17 protein-coding genes are annotated in these 21741 nt (G+C 37.8%); 6 read left to right on the top strand and 11 right to left on the bottom strand.

The genetic code is table 11. The annotated features are described in order from the left end of the window. Positions 1-7: 7 nt before the first annotated feature. Positions 8-982 (top strand): class 1b ribonucleoside-diphosphate reductase subunit beta, encoded by a 975-nt coding sequence (gene nrdF, locus ABD917_RS05110; protein ID WP_345119022.1) that lies wholly within the window; start codon positions 8-10, stop codon positions 980-982. On the opposite strand, the gene prmC is transcribed toward nrdF, so the two are convergent. The 4 genes from prmC to secA all read right to left on the bottom strand — a co-directional run bounded on the left by prmC (position 979) and on the right by secA (position 6269). Further along, on the bottom strand, positions 979-1845 hold the full coding sequence (prmC, locus tag ABD917_RS05105) for a peptide chain release factor N(5)-glutamine methyltransferase (protein ID WP_345119021.1): 867 nt from the start codon (positions 1843-1845) through the stop codon (positions 979-981). The genes nrdF and prmC overlap by 4 nt on opposite strands. Then, the gene (prfA, locus tag ABD917_RS05100) at positions 1842-2921 is read right to left on the bottom strand and encodes a peptide chain release factor 1 (RefSeq protein ID WP_345119020.1); all 1080 of its coding nucleotides are present in this window, start codon (positions 2919-2921) and stop codon (positions 1842-1844) included. Before prfA ends, prmC begins: the two co-directional genes overlap by 4 nt. Before the next feature lie 194 nt (positions 2922-3115). Then, complete coding sequence (locus tag ABD917_RS05095) at positions 3116-3613, bottom strand: Fur family transcriptional regulator (protein WP_345119019.1); 498 nt, start codon at positions 3611-3613, stop codon at positions 3116-3118. Next, the gene (gene secA / locus ABD917_RS05090; RefSeq protein WP_345119018.1) at positions 3552-6269 is read right to left on the bottom strand and encodes a preprotein translocase subunit SecA; all 2718 of its coding nucleotides are present in this window, start codon (positions 6267-6269) and stop codon (positions 3552-3554) included. The genes ABD917_RS05095 and secA overlap by 62 nt, the downstream gene beginning before the upstream one ends. Before the next feature lie 418 nt (positions 6270-6687). On the opposite strand from secA, the gene ABD917_RS05085 reads away from it, so the two are divergent. The 3 genes from ABD917_RS05085 to ABD917_RS05075 all read left to right on the top strand — a co-directional run bounded on the left by ABD917_RS05085 (position 6688) and on the right by ABD917_RS05075 (position 9548). After that, entirely contained in the window at positions 6688-7641 is a 954-nt protein-coding gene (locus ABD917_RS05085; RefSeq protein ID WP_345119017.1) for a peptidylprolyl isomerase, read from the top strand. 137 nt (positions 7642-7778) lie between these two features. Next, a complete protein-coding gene (gene argJ / locus ABD917_RS05080; RefSeq protein ID WP_345119016.1) occupies positions 7779-9005 on the top strand; it encodes a bifunctional glutamate N-acetyltransferase/amino-acid acetyltransferase ArgJ in 1227 nt (408 codons plus the stop codon). A gap of 129 nt (positions 9006-9134) precedes the next feature. Continuing rightward, a complete protein-coding gene (locus tag ABD917_RS05075) occupies positions 9135-9548 on the top strand; it encodes a (deoxy)nucleoside triphosphate pyrophosphohydrolase (protein WP_345119015.1) in 414 nt (137 codons plus the stop codon). Between the two features lie 1554 nt (positions 9549-11102). On the opposite strand, the gene ABD917_RS05070 is transcribed toward ABD917_RS05075, so the two are convergent. The 4 genes from ABD917_RS05070 to ABD917_RS05055 all read right to left on the bottom strand — a co-directional run bounded on the left by ABD917_RS05070 (position 11103) and on the right by ABD917_RS05055 (position 15615). After that, positions 11103-11969 carry a C40 family peptidase gene (locus tag ABD917_RS05070; protein ID WP_345119014.1) on the bottom strand — a complete coding sequence of 289 codons (867 nt, stop codon included), beginning with the start codon at positions 11967-11969 and terminating at the stop codon, positions 11103-11105. A gap of 157 nt (positions 11970-12126) precedes the next feature. Further along, a complete protein-coding gene (locus ABD917_RS05065; RefSeq protein ID WP_345119070.1) occupies positions 12127-13494 on the bottom strand; it encodes a leucyl aminopeptidase family protein in 1368 nt (455 codons plus the stop codon). A 13-nt stretch (positions 13495-13507) separates the two neighbouring features. Continuing rightward, the gene (gene coaA, locus ABD917_RS05060; RefSeq protein WP_345119069.1) at positions 13508-14452 is read right to left on the bottom strand and encodes a type I pantothenate kinase; all 945 of its coding nucleotides are present in this window, start codon (positions 14450-14452) and stop codon (positions 13508-13510) included. A gap of 173 nt (positions 14453-14625) precedes the next feature. Then, positions 14626-15615: an asparaginase gene (locus ABD917_RS05055; RefSeq protein ID WP_345119013.1), complete on the bottom strand. Its 990-nt coding sequence runs from the start codon at positions 15613-15615 to the stop codon at positions 14626-14628. 221 nt (positions 15616-15836) lie between these two features. On the opposite strand from ABD917_RS05055, the gene hslV reads away from it, so the two are divergent. Then, the gene (hslV, locus tag ABD917_RS05050; RefSeq protein ID WP_345119012.1) at positions 15837-16418 is read left to right on the top strand and encodes an ATP-dependent protease subunit HslV; all 582 of its coding nucleotides are present in this window, start codon (positions 15837-15839) and stop codon (positions 16416-16418) included. Then, positions 16419-17729: an ATP-dependent protease ATPase subunit HslU gene (hslU, locus tag ABD917_RS05045; RefSeq protein ID WP_345119011.1), complete on the top strand. Its 1311-nt coding sequence runs from the start codon at positions 16419-16421 to the stop codon at positions 17727-17729. A gap of 19 nt (positions 17730-17748) precedes the next feature. Here the strand turns inward: hslU and ABD917_RS05040 are convergent, their stop codons facing one another. The 3 genes from ABD917_RS05040 to rpsO form a co-directional block, all read right to left on the bottom strand. Continuing rightward, on the bottom strand, positions 17749-18744 hold the full coding sequence (locus ABD917_RS05040; RefSeq protein ID WP_345119010.1) for a class I SAM-dependent methyltransferase: 996 nt from the start codon (positions 18742-18744) through the stop codon (positions 17749-17751). A 67-nt stretch (positions 18745-18811) separates the two neighbouring features. After that, on the bottom strand, positions 18812-21013 hold the full coding sequence (gene pnp, locus ABD917_RS05035) for a polyribonucleotide nucleotidyltransferase (RefSeq protein WP_345119009.1): 2202 nt from the start codon (positions 21011-21013) through the stop codon (positions 18812-18814). A 249-nt stretch (positions 21014-21262) separates the two neighbouring features. Next, the gene (rpsO, locus tag ABD917_RS05030) at positions 21263-21532 is read right to left on the bottom strand and encodes a 30S ribosomal protein S15 (RefSeq protein ID WP_345119008.1); all 270 of its coding nucleotides are present in this window, start codon (positions 21530-21532) and stop codon (positions 21263-21265) included. Positions 21533-21741: the final 209 nt, after the last annotated feature.

Raw genomic sequence — 21741 nt, 5'->3', positions numbered from 1 at the left:
TAATTATATGACAAAGATTACAACCAAGAATCCTGTTGTTTGCGCTGTCAATTGGAATAGATTGCATGATGAGAAAGATCTTGAAGTATGGAACCGTTTAACTGGAAATTTTTGGTTACCAGAAAAGGTCCCACTTTCTAATGATATTCCTTCATGGTCAAGTTTGACGGAGGAAGAACGCAAGCTTACAATTCGTGTTTTTACAGGCTTAACTCTCTTAGATACGATTCAAAATACCGTAGGAGCCATTTCATTGCTTGCTGATGCAATAACAGAGCATGAGGAGGCCGTATTGACCAATATTGCTTTTATGGAAGCGGTTCATGCGCGTTCTTATTCTTCTATTTTTTCAACTCTTTGTTCCACGGTAGAAGTTGATGATGCGTTTAGATGGTCAGAGGAAAATATCCATTTACAAAAAAAAGCCAGATTAGTTCTTGAGCGTTATGAAGGGAATGATCCGCTAAAGAAGAAAATTGCCTCGACTTTGCTAGAAAGCTTTTTATTCTATTCTGGTTTTTATTTGCCTATGTATTGGGCCAGCCGTGCTAAATTAACAAATACAGCTGATCTTATTCGGCTTATTATTCGTGATGAAGCTGTACATGGTTACTATATAGGCTATAAATTTCAACTAGGGTTTGCAAAACTTGATGAGGATAAAAAGCAAGAAGTTAAGGACTTTGCTTTTAATTTGCTCTTTGATCTTTATAATATTGAATGCAAATATACTGAAGATCTTTATGACGCACTTGGATTGACAGAAGATGTAAAAATTTTTCTCCATTATAATGCAAATAAGGCTTTAATGAATCTGGGGTTTGAAGCTCTTTTCCCACCTGAAGTTTGCCGTGTTAATCCAGCTATTTTAGCGGCCTTATCACCAAACTCTGATGAAAATCATGACTTTTTTTCAGGAGCTGGTTCTTCTTATGTCATTGGTAAGGCAGTTGCCACGACAGATGATGATTGGGAATTTTAAGGGTTGTATATAAAGAGAAGAGCGCGGGGTATACCGCTTAAGTCTTCGCGTATTTCTAAACATTTAAAGCCATTTTTTTCGAATAAGTCGCAAACTTTTTTTTCTTGAGAGTAGCCGATTTCGACAGCAACATAACCTTCTGCTTTTAAGTAGTTTGCAGCTTTAGCAGAAAGTTTTCGATAAAAATCAAGGCCATCTTTCCCACCAACTAGGGCGCGCAATGGATCATAGAGTCGCACTTCTTTGGCAAGATTTTGGATATCTCTTTCTGGAATATAGGGTGGATTGGAAATAATAAGATCAAATTGACCTGTAACAGAATCAAACCAATCACTAAGAAGAGGTTTAAAACGGTTTATAACACCCACATTCTTCGCATTTTTTGTCGCTGTTTGGAGGGCATTTTTAGAAATATCAACAGCCACTGCATAAGATTGTGGAACTTGTTTAAGAATCGCAATAGCAATAGCACCACTTCCTGTTCCCATATCCAATAGTGTTGTTTTTTCTGATGTTTCACTCTGTTTTTTGAGGAGTGGTAAAACAAGATCTACCAGTGTCTCTGTATCAGGACGTGGTTCTAAAGTTTCTTGAGAGAGTACGAAAGATATACCATAAAATTCTCTTGCCCCTATAATACGGTAGACTGGTTCTCCAGCAATGCGTCGTTGAATGACTTTTTTTAATTGTGCAATTTCCTCAAAAGACAGGCAGAGATTTGGTTGTAGAACTCTATCGGATGTATTTGTATTTGTTATCCATTCAACAAGTAGTTTTGCCTCAAGATTGGCTTCAGAAATTCCTTGAGCACGCAGTTTTTCTTGAGTTTGTCGGATAATATTGTTGAGAGAATGTGGATTCATTCATGATTATCCATTTCCGTAAGAAGAGCTGTCTGATGATCGGCTATGAGTGCATGAATAATCTCATTAAGTTCTCCTTCTAGAATGCGGTCAAGCTTATAGAGAGTGAGATTAATACGGTGATCAGTGACACGTCCTTGTGGAAAATTATAGGTACGAATACGCTCTGAGCGATCACCAGAGCCGACTTGATTTTTACGAGAAGTGGAACGTTCATTTTCCGCTTTTTGTCGTTCGATATCAAATAAGCGTGCACGTAAAATCTGCAGCGCCCGTGCACGGTTTTGATGTTGTGATTTTTCTGCTTGTACAACCATAATCCCTGTTGGAATATGTGTAATACGAACAGCTGAGTCTGTTGTATTGACATGCTGCCCTCCTGCTCCAGAAGCACGCATAGTATCAATGCGAATATCTTCTGGACGAACTTCAATATCAATCTCTTCAGCTTCTGGTAGGACAGCAACGGTGGCAGCAGATGTATGAATCCGTCCACCGGTCTCTGTTTCAGGGATGCGTTGTACACGATGAACGCCTGATTCAAATTTCAGTTTAGAAAAGACTCCTTTCCCTGAAATACTGGCAATAATTTCTTTATATCCACCAACTTCTCCCTCATTAAGTGAAACAACCTCAACTTTCCAGTTATGGGAAGCTGCATAACGCTCATACATACGGAAAAGATCACCAGCAAAAAGTGCTGCTTCTAAACCGCCTGTTCCTGCGCGAATTTCAACAATGGCACTTTTTTCATCAGCAACATCTTTAGGCAAAAGAAGAATCTGGAGTTCTTGCTCAAGCTGTTCCATTTTTTGACATAATAACGGTAATTCTTCTTGGGCAAGAAGACGCATTTCTGTATCTGTTAGTTTATCGCTAATAAGTGTTTCAAGCTCTGTGATTTCTCTGTAAAGAGCATTTAGTGTTCGTATGGAAGAAACAATTGGCTGTAGTTCTGCATACTCAGAAGCTAATTTCACATAAGTTTCAGCATTTGGGTTTTTCGCCATTTGGCTTTCAATTATTTCAAAGCGCTTTTCAAGCTGTTTTATGCGATCTTTTGGCAAAGAAACCATGATAATATTGGCCTAATTTGTTATAATATTTTTGTTGTAATGCGAGCAATTGGTTGCCTTATAGCAATCAGATAAAAGAGGCTGCATAAAGCAGAAAAACTTTCTTGCCAATGAAAACTATAGATTTTTAAAAGTAAACTTGTAGAAAAGCTGATTTTCATAAAGCACGTTTTTGGTGACATATGTGAGAACAGCTACTCAAGAGTTGTTTTTTTCCCATAAAGTTCAAGGCGATGATGGATAATATCATAGCCAAGGGATTTAGCAATTTCTTCTTGTAATTTTTCAATGATATCAGAATGAAATTCGATAACTTGCCCTGTTTCCACATCAATGAGATGATCATGGTGTTGGCCATCTGCTTGCTCAAAACGAGAGGGCCCACCACTAAAACTATGACGATGAATTGTTCCATTTCCTTCTAATGTTTTCATTGTTCTATAAACGGTTGAGAGCGAAATACTCGAATCTATTTTGTGAGCCCGCTGAAAAATTTCAAAGGCGTTTGGATGGTCATTTGTTTCAGCCAAAATATCAAGAATAATGCGTCTTTGACGTGTTACTCTCAAACCTGCAGCGCGTAATTCTTGCTCATAATTTCGCTTTTTACTCATTTTCTTCATTGTTTTTTTAAACGAAGGCACCATGACAATGTTTGTATTTTTTTTCTGAACCACAAGGGCAACGTTCATTGCGTCCAACCTTTCCCCATGTGGTAACATCGTTAGGATCACGGTCTTTCGGGTTAACAATTTTATTTTCTTGTGTTCGTGCCCACAAGGTAGAAGTATTTGCTTCTTCTTGATCATTGGGAACAAAGTTATCAGCATCTGCTTGCACAGGCATGAGTGGTTCTGTGGGTTGTTGAATGATTTCAAAACGCATGAGTTTAGAAGTAACGATTCTGCGTAAATTTCTCAGCATGTTTTGAAAAAGTTCAAAGGACTCTGTCTTATATTCATTGAGTGGATCCCTTTGTGCATAACCACGAAAACCAACAACAGAACGTAGATGGTCCAAACTTACTAAATGTTCACGCCATAACGTGTCAATAGTTTCAAGCAATATCGCTTTATGAAAATAAGCCATAACTTCTGAGGAATAGCGCTCAATACGTTCATTTTCAAGTTTTATAACAGCATCTGATATGCGTTCTAAAATTTGTTCTTCGGCAATTCCATCTTCTTTAGCCCATGTTTCGATTGGAAGCTCAAGATTAAAGAGTTGGTGAATTTCCTCTTGTAGAGCTTTTACATTCCACTTTTCAGAATATGCTCCAGATGGAATATAGGCTTCTACAAGATCTTCCACCACTTCATTACGCATTTCGACGATCATATCTGTTAAATCATCTGCATTCATGACTTCCATACGTTGTTCAAAAATAACCTTGCGTTGGTCATTCATGACATCGTCATATTTTAACAAGTTTTTACGAATTTCAAAATTTCGTGCTTCGACTTTTTTCTGCGCTTTTTCGAGGGCTTTATTAATCCATGGATGGGTAATCGCTTCATTTTCTTTTAATCCAAGCTTTTGCAGCATACTATCCATACGGTTAGAACCGAAGATACGCATAAGGTCATCTTGAAGAGAAAGGAAGAATTTTGAGCGACCAGGATCACCTTGACGACCAGAACGTCCACGCAATTGGTTATCAATACGACGGCTTTCATGACGTTCAGTAGCGATGACATAAAGACCACCAACAGCTAATGCTTTTTCTTTAAGTTGTTTAACATCTTTTTTAATTTCTTCAATTTTAGCTGTCCGTTCTTCTCCATCTGGCATATCCTGTAATTCTTGTCGGATACGCATCTCAACATTCCCACCAAGCTGTATATCAGTACCACGACCTGCCATGTTTGTTGCGATGGTGAGAGCTCTAGGAACTCCTGCTTGGGCAATAATATACGCTTCTTGCTCGTGATAACGGGCATTCAAGACTCTAAAATCGGAGATGCCTTCTTTTCGTAAACGTTCTGCTAATTGTTCTGACTTTTCAATAGAAGTTGTTCCAACAAGAATAGGTTGCCCTTTTTCATGAGCTTGACGAATATCGTGGACGATAGCACGATATTTTTCCTCTGCTGTTCGATAGATTTCGTCATCTTCATCAAGACGCTGTACGGGTAAGTTTGTTGGGATTTCTACAACCTCAAGACCGTAAATATTACTGAACTCTTCGGCTTCTGTTGTGGCTGTTCCAGTCATACCAGAAAGTTTCCTATACATACGGAAATAATTTTGGAAAGTGATAGAAGCAAGTGTCTGATTTTCTGGTTGAATAGCAACATGCTCTTTGGCTTCTAGAGCTTGATGAAGTCCTTCAGAATAACGCCGTCCTGGCATCATGCGACCAGTAAATTCGTCAATGATAACAATTTCATTATTACGTACAATGTAATCCTTGTCACGGACAAACAGCTTATGAGCTTTTAAGGCATTATTGACATGATGGACGATAGCAACATTTTCGATATCATAAAGGCTCTCACCTTTAAGATATCCAGCTTGTTCGAGCATTTTTTCGATTTTTTCAGTACCGACTTCAGTAAAGGTTGTCGTTTTTTGTTTTTCGTCTATTTCATAGTCTTCTGGAGTTAAGGCGGGAATAAATGTATCAATAAGGTTGTAAAAGTCAGTACGATCTTCTAAAGGACCAGAAATGATAAGGGGGGTACGTGCTTCGTCAATGAGAATCGAATCAACTTCATCAACAATGGCATAATGATGTCCACGTTGGACCATTTGATTACGATCAAAGGCCATATTGTCACGTAGATAGTCAAAACCCAATTCATTATTTGTTGCATAGGTGATGTCACATGCATAGGCTGCTCGACGGGCATCACTATCAAGGTCATGGAGAATCACGCCCGTTGTTAGTCCTAGAAAACCGAAGATTTTTCCCATTGTTTCAGCATCACGGTTAGCAAGATAATCGTTGACTGTCACGACATGAACGCCTTTTCCTTCCAATGCATTGAGGTAAATTGGCAAAGTTGCCATTAATGTTTTACCTTCACCGGTACGCATTTCAGCAATACCACAGTCATGAAGTACCATTCCACCAATGAGCTGTACATCAAAAGGACGCATATCATAAACACGTTTTGCTGCTTCACGGACAGTTGCAAAAGCTTCTGGTAGGAGTAGATCAACGGTTTCACCGTTAGCGAGACGTTTACGAAACGCATCAGTTTTTTGACAGAGCTGCGCATCGCTTAATTTCACGAATTGTTCTTCTAATGCATTAATTTTTATAACTTTTTGGCGAAGAGCTTTGAGACGTCGCTCTTGAGCTGAACCAAAAAATTTACGTGCAAAGACACCTAAATTGACCATCTCTGGCCCTTTCTTTTAATTGTTGTCATTATGATTGGGCAATTCATATGTTATCCCCATATTCTACAACCCTAAAAGTATTTAATAACTGGATGCAAGTAGTACCATTATACTTTTGGGTATGCAATTTTTCACTCTGATTGTAGAATAGAGATAAGAGGCTAAGTGCACCGTGTCAACTTTAGGAGCTCTTTTTAGCTGAGACAATACAAAGTAATTTAGGATATAATACGTCATTTTCTATATCGTCATGTTTTTTATGGATATTAGATAGGGTGATACAAATAAAGATAAAAAGGACAAGTTTATATTTTAAAAATAAAATTACTGATTTATTTATCTTTGTTTAGAGATTAAAATGTTAAGGTCAAAGAAAAAGAGAATCTTGAACCTGCCTTCATTTTTAAGGAGTATATTTATGAAATTCAACTTTATCACGCTGTTTTTGGCATCAGTTGTATTAACGAATACGAGTTTAGGGGTGATAGCCCAAGAAAGTTTGAATTCATCATCAAGTGATTTAAAGGCTTTGGAGAAAGCTTCTGAAAAGGCAGTTTCTTCTTCTCATGTTATGGCGGTTATTGATGGGAAGGATATTACTGCAGGGCAACTAGACGATTTAGCGCTTGAAATAAATCCTAATTTAGTGCGTTTTCCTGATGAGCAACGCCGTATAATGGTTTTAAAAGCTTACCTAGATATGCAGGCTCTTGCAAAAGAAGCAAGGAGCAAGGGCATTGATAAGACTGAAGCTTATGATAAACGTATGGCGGTTATGCGTGATAATGTTCTCCAGCAGATTTATTTTAAACAGACAATTGTTGACCAGATTTCTGATACCGATTTGGAAACTCTTTACAAAAAGGAGGTTGCTGCTTTGCCCAAAGAGGATGAGGTAAAAGCGCGTCATATTTTGGTCAAAACGAAAAAAGAAGCAGAAGCTATCATTAAGCGCTTAAACAAAGGGGAAAATTTTGAAGAGATTGCAAAAAAGGCTTCAACAGACGGTTCTGCTGCTGTTGGAGGGGATCTTGGCTATTTTAGCCATGGTCAAATGGTCAAACCTTTCGAAGATGCTGCGTTTGGTTTAAAAGTTGGCCAATACACGAAAAGTCCCGTTGAAAGTCCTTTTGGTTGGCATGTTATTAAGGTAGAAGATCGTCGTTTGAAACAACCTCCTGCATTTGATGATGTTAAAGAGATGTTGCGTACACAGTTGATTAGAGAGCGTTATCAAAAATTGATTGTTGATCTGCGCAGCAAAATAGATGTGAAATATCCTGACCCGAATGTTATCAAACTCATGCAATCAATTAATCAGAATGGAGCACCGCTTCCGGATGAAACAGCTGATGAAGAAGATACGGAATAATAAGGAAGAAGAGGTAGAGAGTATTTTTGCTGGATGATTGGAGTGATTAGTGTTGCTTAAAAAGCTTAGCAGTTATTTGTGAGAGCTTATTTATCTATAATCATTTTATCTCTTTTTATGGAAAGCATAGTGTAGTTTTGAAAATATCTCCTTTATCTCCGCAAAACATATCAGAGCTTCCGCCATTATCTGGTGTGCGGATAGCAACAGCTGAAGCTGGGATTAAATATAAAGATCGTACAGATCTTCTTTTCATTATATTTAATAAGCCGGCAAGTGTAGCTGGTGTTTTTACGCGCTCAAAATGTCCGTCTGCTCCTGTAGAGCATTGTCGTGCATCGCTTCCTCATGGGGTTGCAAGGGGAGTTGTTGTTAATTCTGGGAATGCGAATGCTTTTACAGGACGCAAAGGCAGACATACGACCAATGAAATTATGTGTGCAGCAGCAACTGCTTTGAAGGTGAGAGAGAATGAGATTTTTATAGCTTCTACAGGTGTTATTGGTGAGCCAATGGATGCATCGGTTATTGTAAGTCTTTTGCCCAATCTGGTGAAAACGGCAGAAGAAGGGAATTGGTTAGAGGCAGCAAAAGCTATTATGACGACGGATACATTTCCAAAACTTGCTACACGCAGTTTTGATTGTGGAGGAGAAACTGTTACCATTAATGGAATTGCAAAAGGTGCTGGTATGATTGCACCAGATATGGCAACAATGCTCTCTTTTGTTGTAAGTGATGCTGGAATTTCTTCGGATATACTTCAATCGATGTTATCAGAAGCGGTTCAGGACTCTTTCAATTCGATTACTGTCGATAGCGATACCTCAACATCAGATACACTCATGATGTTTGCGACAGGAAAAGAAAGTTTTCCTCCCCTTACACAGAGAACTGATCCGCGTTATGAGGTGTTCTCGAAGAATTTGAATGCGCTTTTGCATGATCTTGCCTTACAAGTTGTTTGTGATGGAGAAGGTGCGCGTCATTTAATTGAAGTAAATGTGATTGGTGCTACAACAGATAATGCTGCCAAGACTATTGCTTTATCAATTGCAAATTCTCCTCTTGTAAAAACAGCTATTGCTGGTGAAGATGCTAATTGGGGACGTGTGGTTATGGCAGTTGGCAAAGCAGGTGTTGAGGTCGACCGCGATCTATTAACAATTTGGTTTGGTAAACATCGTTTGGCGATCAATGGCGAACGAGATCCTGAATATTGTGAAGAGAAAATAGCGGCTTATATGCAAGGTAAACACATTACAATTCGTGTTGATATCGGTTTGGGCACTGGTAAAGCGACAGTTTGGTCTTGCGATTTAACGAAAGAATACGTTATGATTAATGGCGATTATAGAAGTTAACAGATATATCATAAAGTTAACGCCAGATATCTGTATATTTTGCGAGAGGACAGGTATTTTAGCTCTTTCATTTTGGAGTAGGGGGTAATACAGAAGAGATGGTTATCTTTAGCCCTTTTGGAGAGTGGTATGCATATAAAAAATTCACTTCTTCTTGTTGTTGCATGTGCATTATTAGATCAAGATAATCGTGTTTTGCTTACAGAACGTCCTCAAGGAAAATCACTAGCTGGTTTATGGGAGTTTCCTGGAGGAAAAGTTGAGCAGGGTGAAGCGCCAGAAGAATCATTGATTCGCGAGTTAGAAGAAGAGCTAGGTGTTCATGTTCAGGCAGATAATTTACGTCCCTTAACATTTGCAAGCCATAGCTATGAGACATTTCATCTCTTAATGCCCTTGTACCTTTGTTACCATTATGAAGGTGTTGCTAGAGGGCGAGAAGGGCAAAATTTAAAATGGGTTTTTATTGGTGATCTTGATAAATATCCTATGCCTGATGCTGATAAACCATTGGTTCAGTTTTTGAAAAAGTTTCTTCTTTAATAAATTTTTTAAAAGACAATGTTCTTTACAAATAAAGACTATCTTTTTTGCAGGGTTCTTAATATTAGAGAAGAGTGTTTTAAAGAGGGAAGTTTGTTCTTTTTGTACAATCCATTTCTTCATCATCAGTGTGTCGTAGCCTTACCATTTCTTTTAAATTCGGCGTTGAGACATTCAAAAACATCCGCAGCAATATTTTAAAATAATAGAGAATGGGCAACACCTCACACTTTTGTTTATCACGTTCTTTAATGGAGGTATGCCTCTTATGTAAGACAGAGGGCTAGAGTGTTACGCATTTACGTCTTTGTAAAAAATATTTCTCAACACTTCAAAATCTATTTTACGATAGTGTTTAATGAATATTATAATGGTAAAGTCTTGAGATATTATCATCTATATGCTTATGAAGTTGCAAGCTGGTACTATCATTCTGTGCATCAGTTTAAAACATTGCAACTAGCTTTTATATCAAGAGAATTCATAAGAGGCGTGTTCATTCTTTTCTTAAATAGTTCTTATTGACACACCAATCCCGCTTGTAATGTGCAAGCAAATAATTTTTCTTGATACAATATAAGAGAGTTTAAAGTGTGGGTATGACGATATTGAGGAGATCAATTCAATATATATAACGATAAATTATTCTTATAAATTAGCATTTGCATATATAACAGAAAATTGATTTATAAATATAACGGATTGTTTCCAAAGTAATTTCTTCTTCTGTTTAAGAAAAAAATCTCAATCATGTCTATAAAAGAGTTGGGTTGTAATATAAAAAGCAGTTTTAGAATGAATAAATATATGACGAATGAATTTTTTAAAGAACAAGTACAATATTGAAGATGTGCCAACTATGAAAGACTTGTTTATGACTTACAAAGACACAGATGGCGATGCTCAGTAGATTTTGCATTATACATCCATAAAGATGTGCTGAGAAGTGAGATGATAAGTAAGTAAAAAGGTTTAAATCGTATGCAAAAGAGCCACACAATATATGAGAGTATTTATTACAAATATCTTAGCTTTTACTAAAAAATCCAAACAACAAAAATAGAATGTACAGTGTAATATTCATTATTTAAAATATATTACGTCTGATATTTTAAAAACGATGAATTTAAATAAAACAAAAATAACCAATCCTAATAATACTTCTCATTTTTATGCATAAATCTCTTACTAAAATGAATATGTTAATTGTTACGCTATTACTGACAATTTTTTTCTTAAAGCTGCGTAATGCGCATTGATATTTAAGTATTAATATATTGCCTATAACACAAACTTTAATGAAAGTTATTCACTAAGTTGGTTGACAAATTGCCATGAGATACAAAAATTTATGAATACTCATAAAGAGCTCCCACTTAACATAAATTTCAAGAAAAATTGAACTATCAATTTTCCCAATATTAACAAATTCATGAGAGCGCTTTCCACCCAGTATAAATGAATAACTTTTCTTTATCGGTATTATTATTTTTAAGATTCTTAAATGAACCTACGAAAAAATACAGTAGTTATGCTGATATATAAAAGCACCACTTATGTTTCTAGTATTGGACGGCGTTTTTCTACGGGATATTTTTGATATGTTTTAGCAATACGCATAATTAATTCTTCCAGTGGCTCAATCGTAACATCCATAGAAAAGCCATTTGCATGAATAACATTTTCATGATCAACCATAATGGCAGCATGTCCTTTCCAAAAGACCAAATCACCTCGTTGAAGTTTATCACTGTCTGAGAGGTGATGGCCTATCGTTTTTTGCTGCATGTCAGTATCGCGTAAAACCATTTGACCGGTCATGATCATGGAAAGCTGGATTAGCCCTGAGCAATCAAGTCCAAAACCACTAACACCACCCCAAAGGTAAGGTGTGCGGATTAACATTTCAGCAACTGCGACATAATCTTTATACACAGGACCAATGGGGCTAAGATGATTGCTAATGATTGCTTTCCCGTTTTCAAGTATAGAATACATGGTATGACGGACTTCAACTTCGCCAACAACACTTACCTTACTTCCCATAGATAAGGGATACTCCATTGGCCCACGCAAATCAGCTTGGAAATATTGAAAAGTACGTGGTACTGAAACGATATGTGTTTGTTCTACAGTTGATGTGCAAAGTGCTGTTGTATCAATATAGCCAACATAACCATCTTTAAGGGATTGTCCCCACGACATAGCTTCACCTTGTTCAAAGATTAGCAGTTCTTCTCCAAGTAAGCATTCGGTTTGCATTTCACTTTTTTTACAGTTTTCTTTAAACAGTCCAGCGACAGGTACATTAACGCGTTTTTTTTCACCTTGCACAAAGCGTTGCGCTGTAACTTCTGTTTCAAGACGTTTGTCTGCTAGATCTTCTCTAAATGCATGTAATCTTGGATCTTTAGAGACCATTATTTTCCCTTTCATTTGTGCCTTTAAATAGATTTATGATAACTGTATAGGCAGAGTTTCCATCCTTAAATAAAACACATGCATCATTAAAGACGATAAGCAATCACTTCCTAAAGCTTCAAAATTATCCACCTTTATGGAAATTTTGTGTCAATTTTTAGTTTTTAAAGAGATTATAAAGAGCACGAATAACTTGTGCGGATCCACCAACAGGGTAGCCTGGTTTTTCTTTTGGAACCCACCCATAAAGATCAAAATGCGCAAAATGTTGGGCTCTTTCGACAAAAGAATTAAGAAATAAAGCAGCGACTATAGAGCCAGCAAAGTTATTTCCAGTTATATTATTAAGGTCAGCGATTGGCGAAGATAACATTTCCAAGTAAGGCTTCCAAAGAGGCATTTGCCAAAGAGGATCACAAACAGAGTGAGCAGATTGAGAAATTTGTTGTGCCCATATTTTATCATTACAATAAAATGCAGGCAAATCTGGACCTAATGCTATACGTGCAGCTCCTGTTAAAGTTGCCATACAAAGCATGAATTGTGGACTTTCTTCATCACCATAAGAAAGTGCATCGGCAAGGACAAGTCGTCCTTCAGCATCTGTGTTGCCGATTTCAACAGTTAAACCTTTACGACTTTTGAGAATATCGCCTGGTCGGTAAGCATGAGCAGAAATTGCATTTTCAACAGCTGGAATCAACACACGTAGACGAAAGGGTAATTTGGCATCCATAATAAGTTTAGCCAATCCTAAAACATGTGCTCCACCCCCCATGTCTTTCTTCATGAGTAACATGTTATTGGCTGATTTAATATCGAGTCCTCCAGTATCAAAGGTTACGCCTTTACCCACCAACGTTATTTTAGGGTGGTTTTCTTGACCCCAGCGTAGATCGATTAGTCGTGGTGCAGTATTGCTGGCGCGTCCTACGGCATGAATCATGGGAAAATTATGTGTTAAAAGTTCATCTCCACAAATACTTTGTACATCGGCACTATAAGTTTTTCCTAATTGGCATGCTTCTGTCTCGAGTCTATCAGGACTCATATCATTAGCTGGAATATTGATGAGATCACGGACAAAAAAGACAGTTTCACAAATTCGTTGAAGTTCATCAAAATCAATCCTATCGTTGACATAGATAGACAATGATTTAGAGGAAGAGTTCTGGCGATAGCGATTAAATTGATAACTTCCAAATGCCAATCCAAGATAGCTCTTTATTTCATGGGAGGCTGTTCCTTCTAAATGCCAATGTCCAGCAGGAAGATTTTTAGCAAGGAGACCTGTGATAAAAGGTTCATCACCATTGCCAAGCCCAAAGAAAACTTGCTTTAAATGTCCTGTTTCATGAGGAATGAAAAGTATTTGTCCTGCTTTTCCAGTGAAATTATTAACTTTCATCCATGCTTTTGTTGCTTCATCAAGCGATAAATCAACAAGGCTATCAAAACTTACCAAGAAGATGGGACAACTATTATTGATACGTTTTTTGCTAAAAGAAATGTGTTGTAAATGCATCATAATGAAAACCTCATAGTCGTCGAAGCGCGACATATTCAACCAAATGATTTTTTCCTTTACGTAGAATAAGATTAGACCGTGGTCGTGTTGGCAATATATTTTCGTGCAAATTTTTTAAATTAATCGTTTGCCAAATATTTTCAGCGATTTTTAAGGCTTCTTCTTCATGTAGGAGTGCATAACGATGAAAATAGGATTCAGGATTTTGAAAAGCTGTTTTACGCAAACGTTTAAAACGTTCCAAATACCAGTGTCGAATGACTTCTGTTTCAGCATCGACATAGATTGAAAAATCAAAAAAGTCCGAAACAAAAGGAATGATTTTGCCATCTTTAGGAAGATCACTCACTTGCAGAACATTAATTCCTTCAATAATTAAGATATCAGGACGGTCAATGATAATAGTTTCGTTTTCCAAGACATCATAGATCATATGCGAATAAAGTGGGGCGCTAACATTACCAATGCCAGCCTTTATAGCAGAAAGAAAATTCAGCAATTTCTTAATATCATAGGAATCGGGAAATCCTTTACGATGAATGCGATTTTTTTGCTGTAAAACAGCATTAGAATAGAGAAAACCATCCGTTGTAATCAAATCAACTTTTAGGCTAGAAGTCCAACGTTTCAAAAGCTCCTGAAGAATACGAGCAGTGGTTGATTTTCCTACCGCAACAGAGCCAGCAATCCCAATGATAAAAGGAGTCTTCCTCGTTCCTTCTTGATGTAAAAATTGTTGACGTTTATAAAAAAGTTCCTGTACTGCTTCAACATGGCACGACAACAGACGCGATAAGGCAAGGTAAATGCGTTGTACCTCTTCAAGATCAATAGGATCATCAATTGAACGTAAACGTTTAATTTCATCAAAGGTCAAAGTAAGCGGTGTATCTGCACGAAATCCTGACCACTCTTGTGCAGTAAAGACGCGATAGGGTGAGTATCGATCAGAAATCGATTTGACCAAGTTATCTTCTTGATCAGTTTTTGAGAGAATCGTATCAATCATTTGTATCAGTCGAGCTCTTTTTTGTCACAGTAGTTGCTTAAGGCTAAATAAGCAGGCCGTTTTGTCTTCAAATGAATTTTATTTTGCATGTTCTCTTCTTTAAAATAAATAATCTTTTGTTAGCTTATAGTCCAGTCATTCCAGTGTGCTTTGATTTGTGCCAATGAGTACCCTTGCGCTAAAAAAGCCCATAAAAGTAAACGTGCTTTTATGGCTGATAAATAACCAGACATGAGGACGCCTGAAGCAATCAAATCGACTTCTGAACCTTTATAGCCATAAGTTGTACGAGTTGTTGAGCCAGTACAGGTACGGCTAGCAATAATGATAGGCATTTTTTGTGTATATTGTCGCACGATGTCGGCTTCTTCAAAACTGCAGTGTCCTGATCCAAAGCCAGCAATGACAAGTCCAGCATAATATCCACTTTCAAGACAGAATTTCATTAAATGTGTATCAGAGGATAAAGAGGAGTGAAGAAGTGCAACTTTATGATCGTGATTTTGGGGTAGATTAAATGTTTTAGGGAAAAAATTCCGATCATTAAAATAAATCAATTTTCCTTCCAAAATAGCGCCTAAAATACCGGTTAGACCTGATTGAAATGTTTCAATTTTTACGGTATGGCTCTTTTGGATCCAATAAGAAGAGTGAATGGTATCATTAATGACAACGAGGACACCTCTGTTACGGCTTTGTGGATGAGCTGCAACACGCGTTGCTGCTAAAACATTCGCCGGCCCATCAGCACCTGCTTCATGGGGTATACGCATAGCACCAGTGATAATGAGTGGTTCTGCTTTATCCCAATAAAGGGAAAGAAAAAACGCTGTCTCTTCTAGTGTATCAGTCCCTTGGGTTAAAACAATACCTTCTGCGCCAGCCTTTATTTGCTGTTTTGCCCATTCTATGATTTCAAAAAGAATTTTAAAAGATAAAGAGCCACTGGGTAATTGTGTAAGTGTTTGTGCGTAAATATTCGCTACTTTATTTAAATCTGGAACACTTTTGATGAGGACATCTGAGGTTAATGTTGGTTGCATTTGGCCCAAATTATCAGCAGCCATTGCGATTGTTCCTCCCAATGTTCCTATTGCTATTTTTTTCATAATTTTTCCCTTAGAAGACGCAAACTGTTTAAAAGAGCTATTTAACAACAATTTGCATCGATAACAATGCATTCATTTTTTTTATTTTAATAAATTGAATTGTGCTAAATCATTGTGTTTTGCAATATATGTTCTTAAATAGAGACAATAATGATTGGATTTTACATTTGGTGGAAAGAAATCAATATTAAGAAAAAAGATCAATATTAAGGAGTTTCCTTATGGCAGAACATAAGCCAGACATAATGTATGGTACAACGATTATTACTGTACGAAAAGGTGACAAAGTCGTGATGGCCGGTGATGGTCAGGTTTCACTTGGGCAGACGATTATGAAAGGCAAAGCACGCAAAGTTCGTCGCCTTGGGAAGGGTGGAATGGTTATAGCTGGTTTTGCAGGTGCGACAGCAGATGCTTTCACTCTGCTGGAAAGATTGGAAACGAAACTAGAGCAATATCCTGATCAGCTCATGCGAGCCTGTGTAGAACTTGCAAAAGATTGGCGAACAGATCGCTATTTGCGTCGTCTTGAAGCAATGATGCTTGTGGCTGATAAGAAAATAACTTTAGCATTAACGGGGCTTGGTGATGTCTTAGAACCGGAAGACGGAGTTATGGCAATTGGTTCTGGAGGCAATTTTGCTCTTTCAGCTGCTCGAGCACTTATGGATATGGATTTAGATGCCGAAACGATTGCTCGTAAAGCTATGCATATTGCCGCTAAAATTTGTGTTTACACCAATGATCATTTTACAATTGAAACATTGGATGCAGAATTATCTTCATTAGAGAAAGCTATTTGAATGTGTGTTGTATTTTCCCCTCGTGAGACTGTTTCTGAACTTGATCGTTTTATTATTGGCCAAAATGATGCCAAACGTTCTGTTGCTATTGCACTGCGCAATCGCTGGCGTAGACAGCAGCTTGATGGTCCAATGCGTGAAGAGGTTATGCCGAAAAATATTTTGATGATAGGACCAACAGGTGTTGGTAAGACAGGTATAGCGCGTCGATTAGCAAAGCTTGCTGGAGCTCCTTTTGTTAAAGTAGAAGCGACGAAATTTACTGAAGTTGGTTATGTAGGACGTGATGTTGAGCAGATCATTCGTGATCTTGTTGAGATTGCCATTTCTCTAGTGCGTGAAAAAAAACGAGATGAAGTGAAAGTAAAGGCTCACATGAATGCTGAAGAGCGCGTTTTAGATGCTCTCGTTGGCAAGACAGCAAGCCCCGCTACCCGTGATAGTTTCCGCAAAAAATTGCGCGAAGGTGAATTGGATGAGAAAGAGATTGAAATTGAAGTAGCCGATAATAACAGTAATAGTGCTTCGACCTTTGAAATTCCTGGTATGCCTGGTGCGCAAATGGGAATTATGAATTTGTCAGATATTTTTGGCAAAATGGGAAGTCGTACAAAGGTGCGTAAAACAACAGTAAAAGATGCTTTTAAGCCTCTTATTGATGATGAATCTGAAAAACTCCTTGATCAAGATCAAATTATTCAAGAAGCACTCCGTGTTACTGAAAATGACGGGATTGTTTTTATCGATGAGATTGATAAAATTGCAACTCGGGATGGTGGGGCAAGTGCAGCTGTTTCGCGTGAGGGTGTTCAACGGGACCTTTTGCCTTTGGTTGAAGGAACAACGATTGCCACAAAATATGGTCAAGTCAAAACAGATCATATTCTTTTTATTGCCTCAGGTGCATTTCATGTTTCCAAGCCATCCGATTTGTTGCCAGAACTTCAAGGACGTTTACCTATTCGCGTGGAATTGAATGCTCTAACACGAGAGGATTTGCGACGTATTCTTACCGAACCTGAAGCCAGTCTCATCAAGCAATATATTGCTTTAATGGCAACCGAAGAAGTTCATTTAGAAATCACTGATGATGCAATTGATGCTTTAGCGGATATTGCTGTAGATTTAAATGCAAGAATTGAAAATATAGGAGCACGTCGTTTGCAAACAGTTATGGAGCGTGTTTTAGATGAGATTTCTTTTACAGCACCTGATAAAGCTGGAACATCGTTTAAGATTGACGCTGCTTATGTCAGAAAATCGATAGGAGAGCTTGCTGCTGATATAGATCTTTCACGTTTCATTCTTTAAAGTTATCATTTCTTTGTATTTATCGACGTGCTTCGATAACTTTGAAACCATGAGCTTTTTCATCTATGATTACCGTATGAAAGATGTTTTTTAGCAATGTTTCATAAGGCAGGTGGCGGTTAGCAACAAGAAGCAGATTTCCACCTGGCTTTAGGTGTTTTGCAGCATTTATAATAAAATGTTGTCCTAATGAGACATCTGTGGTTTGTTGTGTGTGAAACGGTGGATTTGAAATGATTGTATCATAGAGGCCTGTGATTGGCTCATGCACAAGATCATGCCAATAAAAATGAATCGGGCAAGAAGCTGTTATATGTTCGATATGCTGTTTAGCTGCTTGCAGAGCATTGTAATCGGTCTCATAAAGATCGAGCATTGTCAGTTTTTTGCTTTTTTCAAGTGCAGCATGAGAAAGAAAACCCCAGCCAGCACCAAAATCGGCAGTTTTCCCAGTAACTTTATGCATATGTGAGGCAAGCACAGCAGATCCAGGATCAATACGCCCATGCGAGAACATGCCAGAAGTGGTCTGAAATTTATTTTCAAAAATGAGTGGTGGTGAACGCAATTGCGTCATTTTCTGTCTATCTATTTGTTGTGGAACTTGAAGCCAGAATACGAGTCCGTGATTTTTAGATAATTTATCGGTAATGGGAATAAATGTTTTAATCCATTTCATCATTGAAGCAGCACCAGCAGTTTTATTTCCACCAATAACAATCCATCCACTAGGTTTCACACATTCTAATAAATCAAGAAAACAATTTTGGTTAAAACCACGATATTTGCTCAAACACAAAAGTGCACCATCATAGGTAAAAGTTTTATTTATTTGAGGAGTACAATCAAACTGAGCATTGACAAATTTTAAAAAATCTTGTCGCCAAGGTGTAATAACCTTTAAGTTTTTCATCCATTCTGGAGCAGGAATTTTTGTTAAACCAAAACTCAACCATAATTGGTTTGAACTGGGAAGAGGAAGGTAACAGTTTTCAAAAGGCAAAAACACTAACACATGTAGGTCTTTCAGAAAAAAATGCCATCCTTATATGAGAATGGCATTTTATAACAAGACGAAAAAATCACTCTTCTTTTTTCTTACGACGGCGTTTGTTCTCAGATTTATTTTTTTCATCGGTACATTTTTCTTGTTCTTCTATTATTGGTCGCTCTGCTGCAATTTCTTCACCAGTTTGTTGATCAACGATTTTCATTGATAAGCGCACTTTACCACGTTCATCAAAGCCCATCAATTTCACCCAAACTTTATCACCTTCTTTAACAATATCTGTTGTTTTTGTGACGCGTTCTGATGCAAGCTGAGAAATATGAACGAGCCCATCGCGTGAGCCAAAGAAATTCACAAATGCACCGAAATCGGCTGTTTTTACAACGGTTCCTTGGTAGATCGCACCAATCTCAGGTTCATCAACGATAGAATGAATCCAACGTTTTGCTGCTTCAATGGTTTTAGCATCAGCAGAAGCAATTTTAATTGTTCCATCATCTTCAATATTGATTTTTGCTCCAGTTTGTTCAACAATTTCTCGGATAACCTTACCGCCAGAGCCGATTACATCGCGAATTTTATCCACAGCAATATTCATCACTTCAATGCGTGGAGAGAATTCACTAAGTTCAGCACGTGCACTGGTTAAAGCTTTGCCCATTTCATGAAGGATATGGATTCGTCCGCCTTTAGCTTGTTCAAGTGCGATTTTCATAATTTCTTCGGTAATACCATCAATTTTTATATCCATTTGCAAGGCAGTAATACCATTTTCTGTTCCTGCTACTTTAAAATCCATATCTCCAAGATGATCTTCATCTCCTAAGATATCAGAGAGCACAGCAAAGCGTTCACCCTCTTTAATCAAACCCATAGCAATACCCGCAACTGGGCGTGCAAGAGGAACACCGGCATCCATAAGGGAAAGTGAAGTTCCGCAAACAGTTGCCATAGAAGACGATCCATTGGATTCAGTAATTTCTGAGACGGCGCGAATAGTATAAGGAAAAGATTCCTTTGTTGGCAACATGGGATGAATTGCACGCCACGCCAATTTACCATGTCCAATTTCACGGCGACCAGGAGAACCAAGACGTCCTGTTTCTCCTACTGAAAAGGGCGGGAAATTGTAATGAAGAAGAAATGTTTCCTTATACATACCTGTTAAGGAGTCAACATATTGTTCATCTTCACCGGTTCCAAGTGTAGAAACAACCATTGCTTGTGTTTCTCCGCGGGTAAAAAGTGCAGACCCATGGGTTCGTGGTAAAAGACCGACTTCTGATTGGATGGGACGTACTGTTGAAAGATCACGTCCATCAATACGTTTTCCCGTATCAAGAATGTTCCAGCGTACAATCTTCGCTTGCAATTGTTTGAAAACGGTAGCAATTTGATCTGCACTAAATTTACAGTCTTCTTCTGTTTCTGGCATGAATTTATTGATGACTTCTGTTTTTAGTGCATCAATGGCAGCATAACGCTCCTGTTTATCAGTAATTGTATACGCCTTTCGTATATCTTGCTCGGCCATTTCTATCATGTTTTTTTCGAGATCAGAGAGATCTTCGGGAATGAAATCACGTGGATCTTTTGCGGCGACTTCAGCAAGCTTTATGATAGCATCAATAACAGGTTGCAAACCTTTGTGCCCAAACATAACAGCACCCAACATGATGTCTTCTGGTAATTCTTGTGCTTCTGACTCAACCATCAATACAGCACTTTCCGTTCCAGCAACAACAAGGTCAAGTTTTGATTCGGGCATTTCATCTATATGAGGATTGAGAACATATTGTCCATTACAATAGCCAACACGTGCACCAGCAATGGGCCCCATGAAAGGAACACCTGATAGAGTTAAAGCAGCAGAAGATGCAATCATGGCAAGGATATCAGGATTATTTTCAAGATCATGTTGTATAACAGAAGCAATAACTTGTGTATCGTTTTTATAACCGTTAGCGAAGAGGGGACGAATGGGACGATCAATCAAACGTGAAATTAAAGTTTCATTTTCTGTTGGTCGGCTTTCACGTTTTAAATAACCACCAGGTATTCTACCAACAGCATAAGACTTTTCTTGATAATTAACAGTGAGTGGAAAAAAATCTTGATCTGGTTTTGGACTTTTTGCTGATACAACAGTTGCTAAGACGATGGTTTCACCGTAGGTAGCAATCACTGCACCATCAGCTTGACGCGCTATTTTCCCTGTTTCAATGGTGAGTGGCCGACCAGCCCATTCAATTTCTATCTTGTGTGTTTTGAACATTTTTTATCCTTAATAACCAGTGTTCACATCTTTGATTGGTTACATTCTTGTTTTGCGTAGCAGATTTTAAAGCCATAGACAGGACACCAAGATACTTCTGTTTTTTCGCGAAAAGAAAGAAACAAATCGCAATTTAAACGCGAAGCAACCAGTAATCCTGCCTCATGATAGTTACTCATCAGTTTTAACTAAAAGCAGCAAGCTAAAAATGGGTGAATTTTGTAGAAATATTATCCACCCATTTTTCTTTTAGCGACGCAAACCTAATTTCTTGATAAGTGTTTGATAACGATTTTGGTCAACTCCTTTAAGGTAATCAAGAAGGCGACGGCGTTGAGACACCATCTTTAAAAGACCACGACGAGAATGGTTATCCTTTTTGTGTGATTTAAAATGGTTCGTTAAATTGGCAATACGTTCAGACAGTACAGCAACCTGTACTTCTGGAGATCCTGTATCACCAACCTTATTTGCATATTCTGCAATAAGAGCTTGTTTACGTTCAGTTGTAATCGACATCGTATCATCCTTTCAAAAAATAAAGAAACAAACGTCACCCATAGCCGAGATGTCGTTCAGCAAGGGTCTATGAAGAAATAAGAAGAGTTGAAGACTCTCACTTACCTTGACACTTATATAGGAAAGGAGGTTAAAATGCTAGCCCTTAAAAGCATTGAAGATTTTCCTTAAATGAGGGGTTTTGTTTTGAAATATTAATTTTAACAGGG

The sequence above is a fragment of the Bartonella pachyuromydis genome (assembly GCF_039543065.1).
GTDB classification, from domain to species: Bacteria; Pseudomonadota; Alphaproteobacteria; order Rhizobiales; family Rhizobiaceae; genus Bartonella; species Bartonella pachyuromydis.
This window is presented reverse-complemented; position numbering and strand designations above follow the sequence as displayed.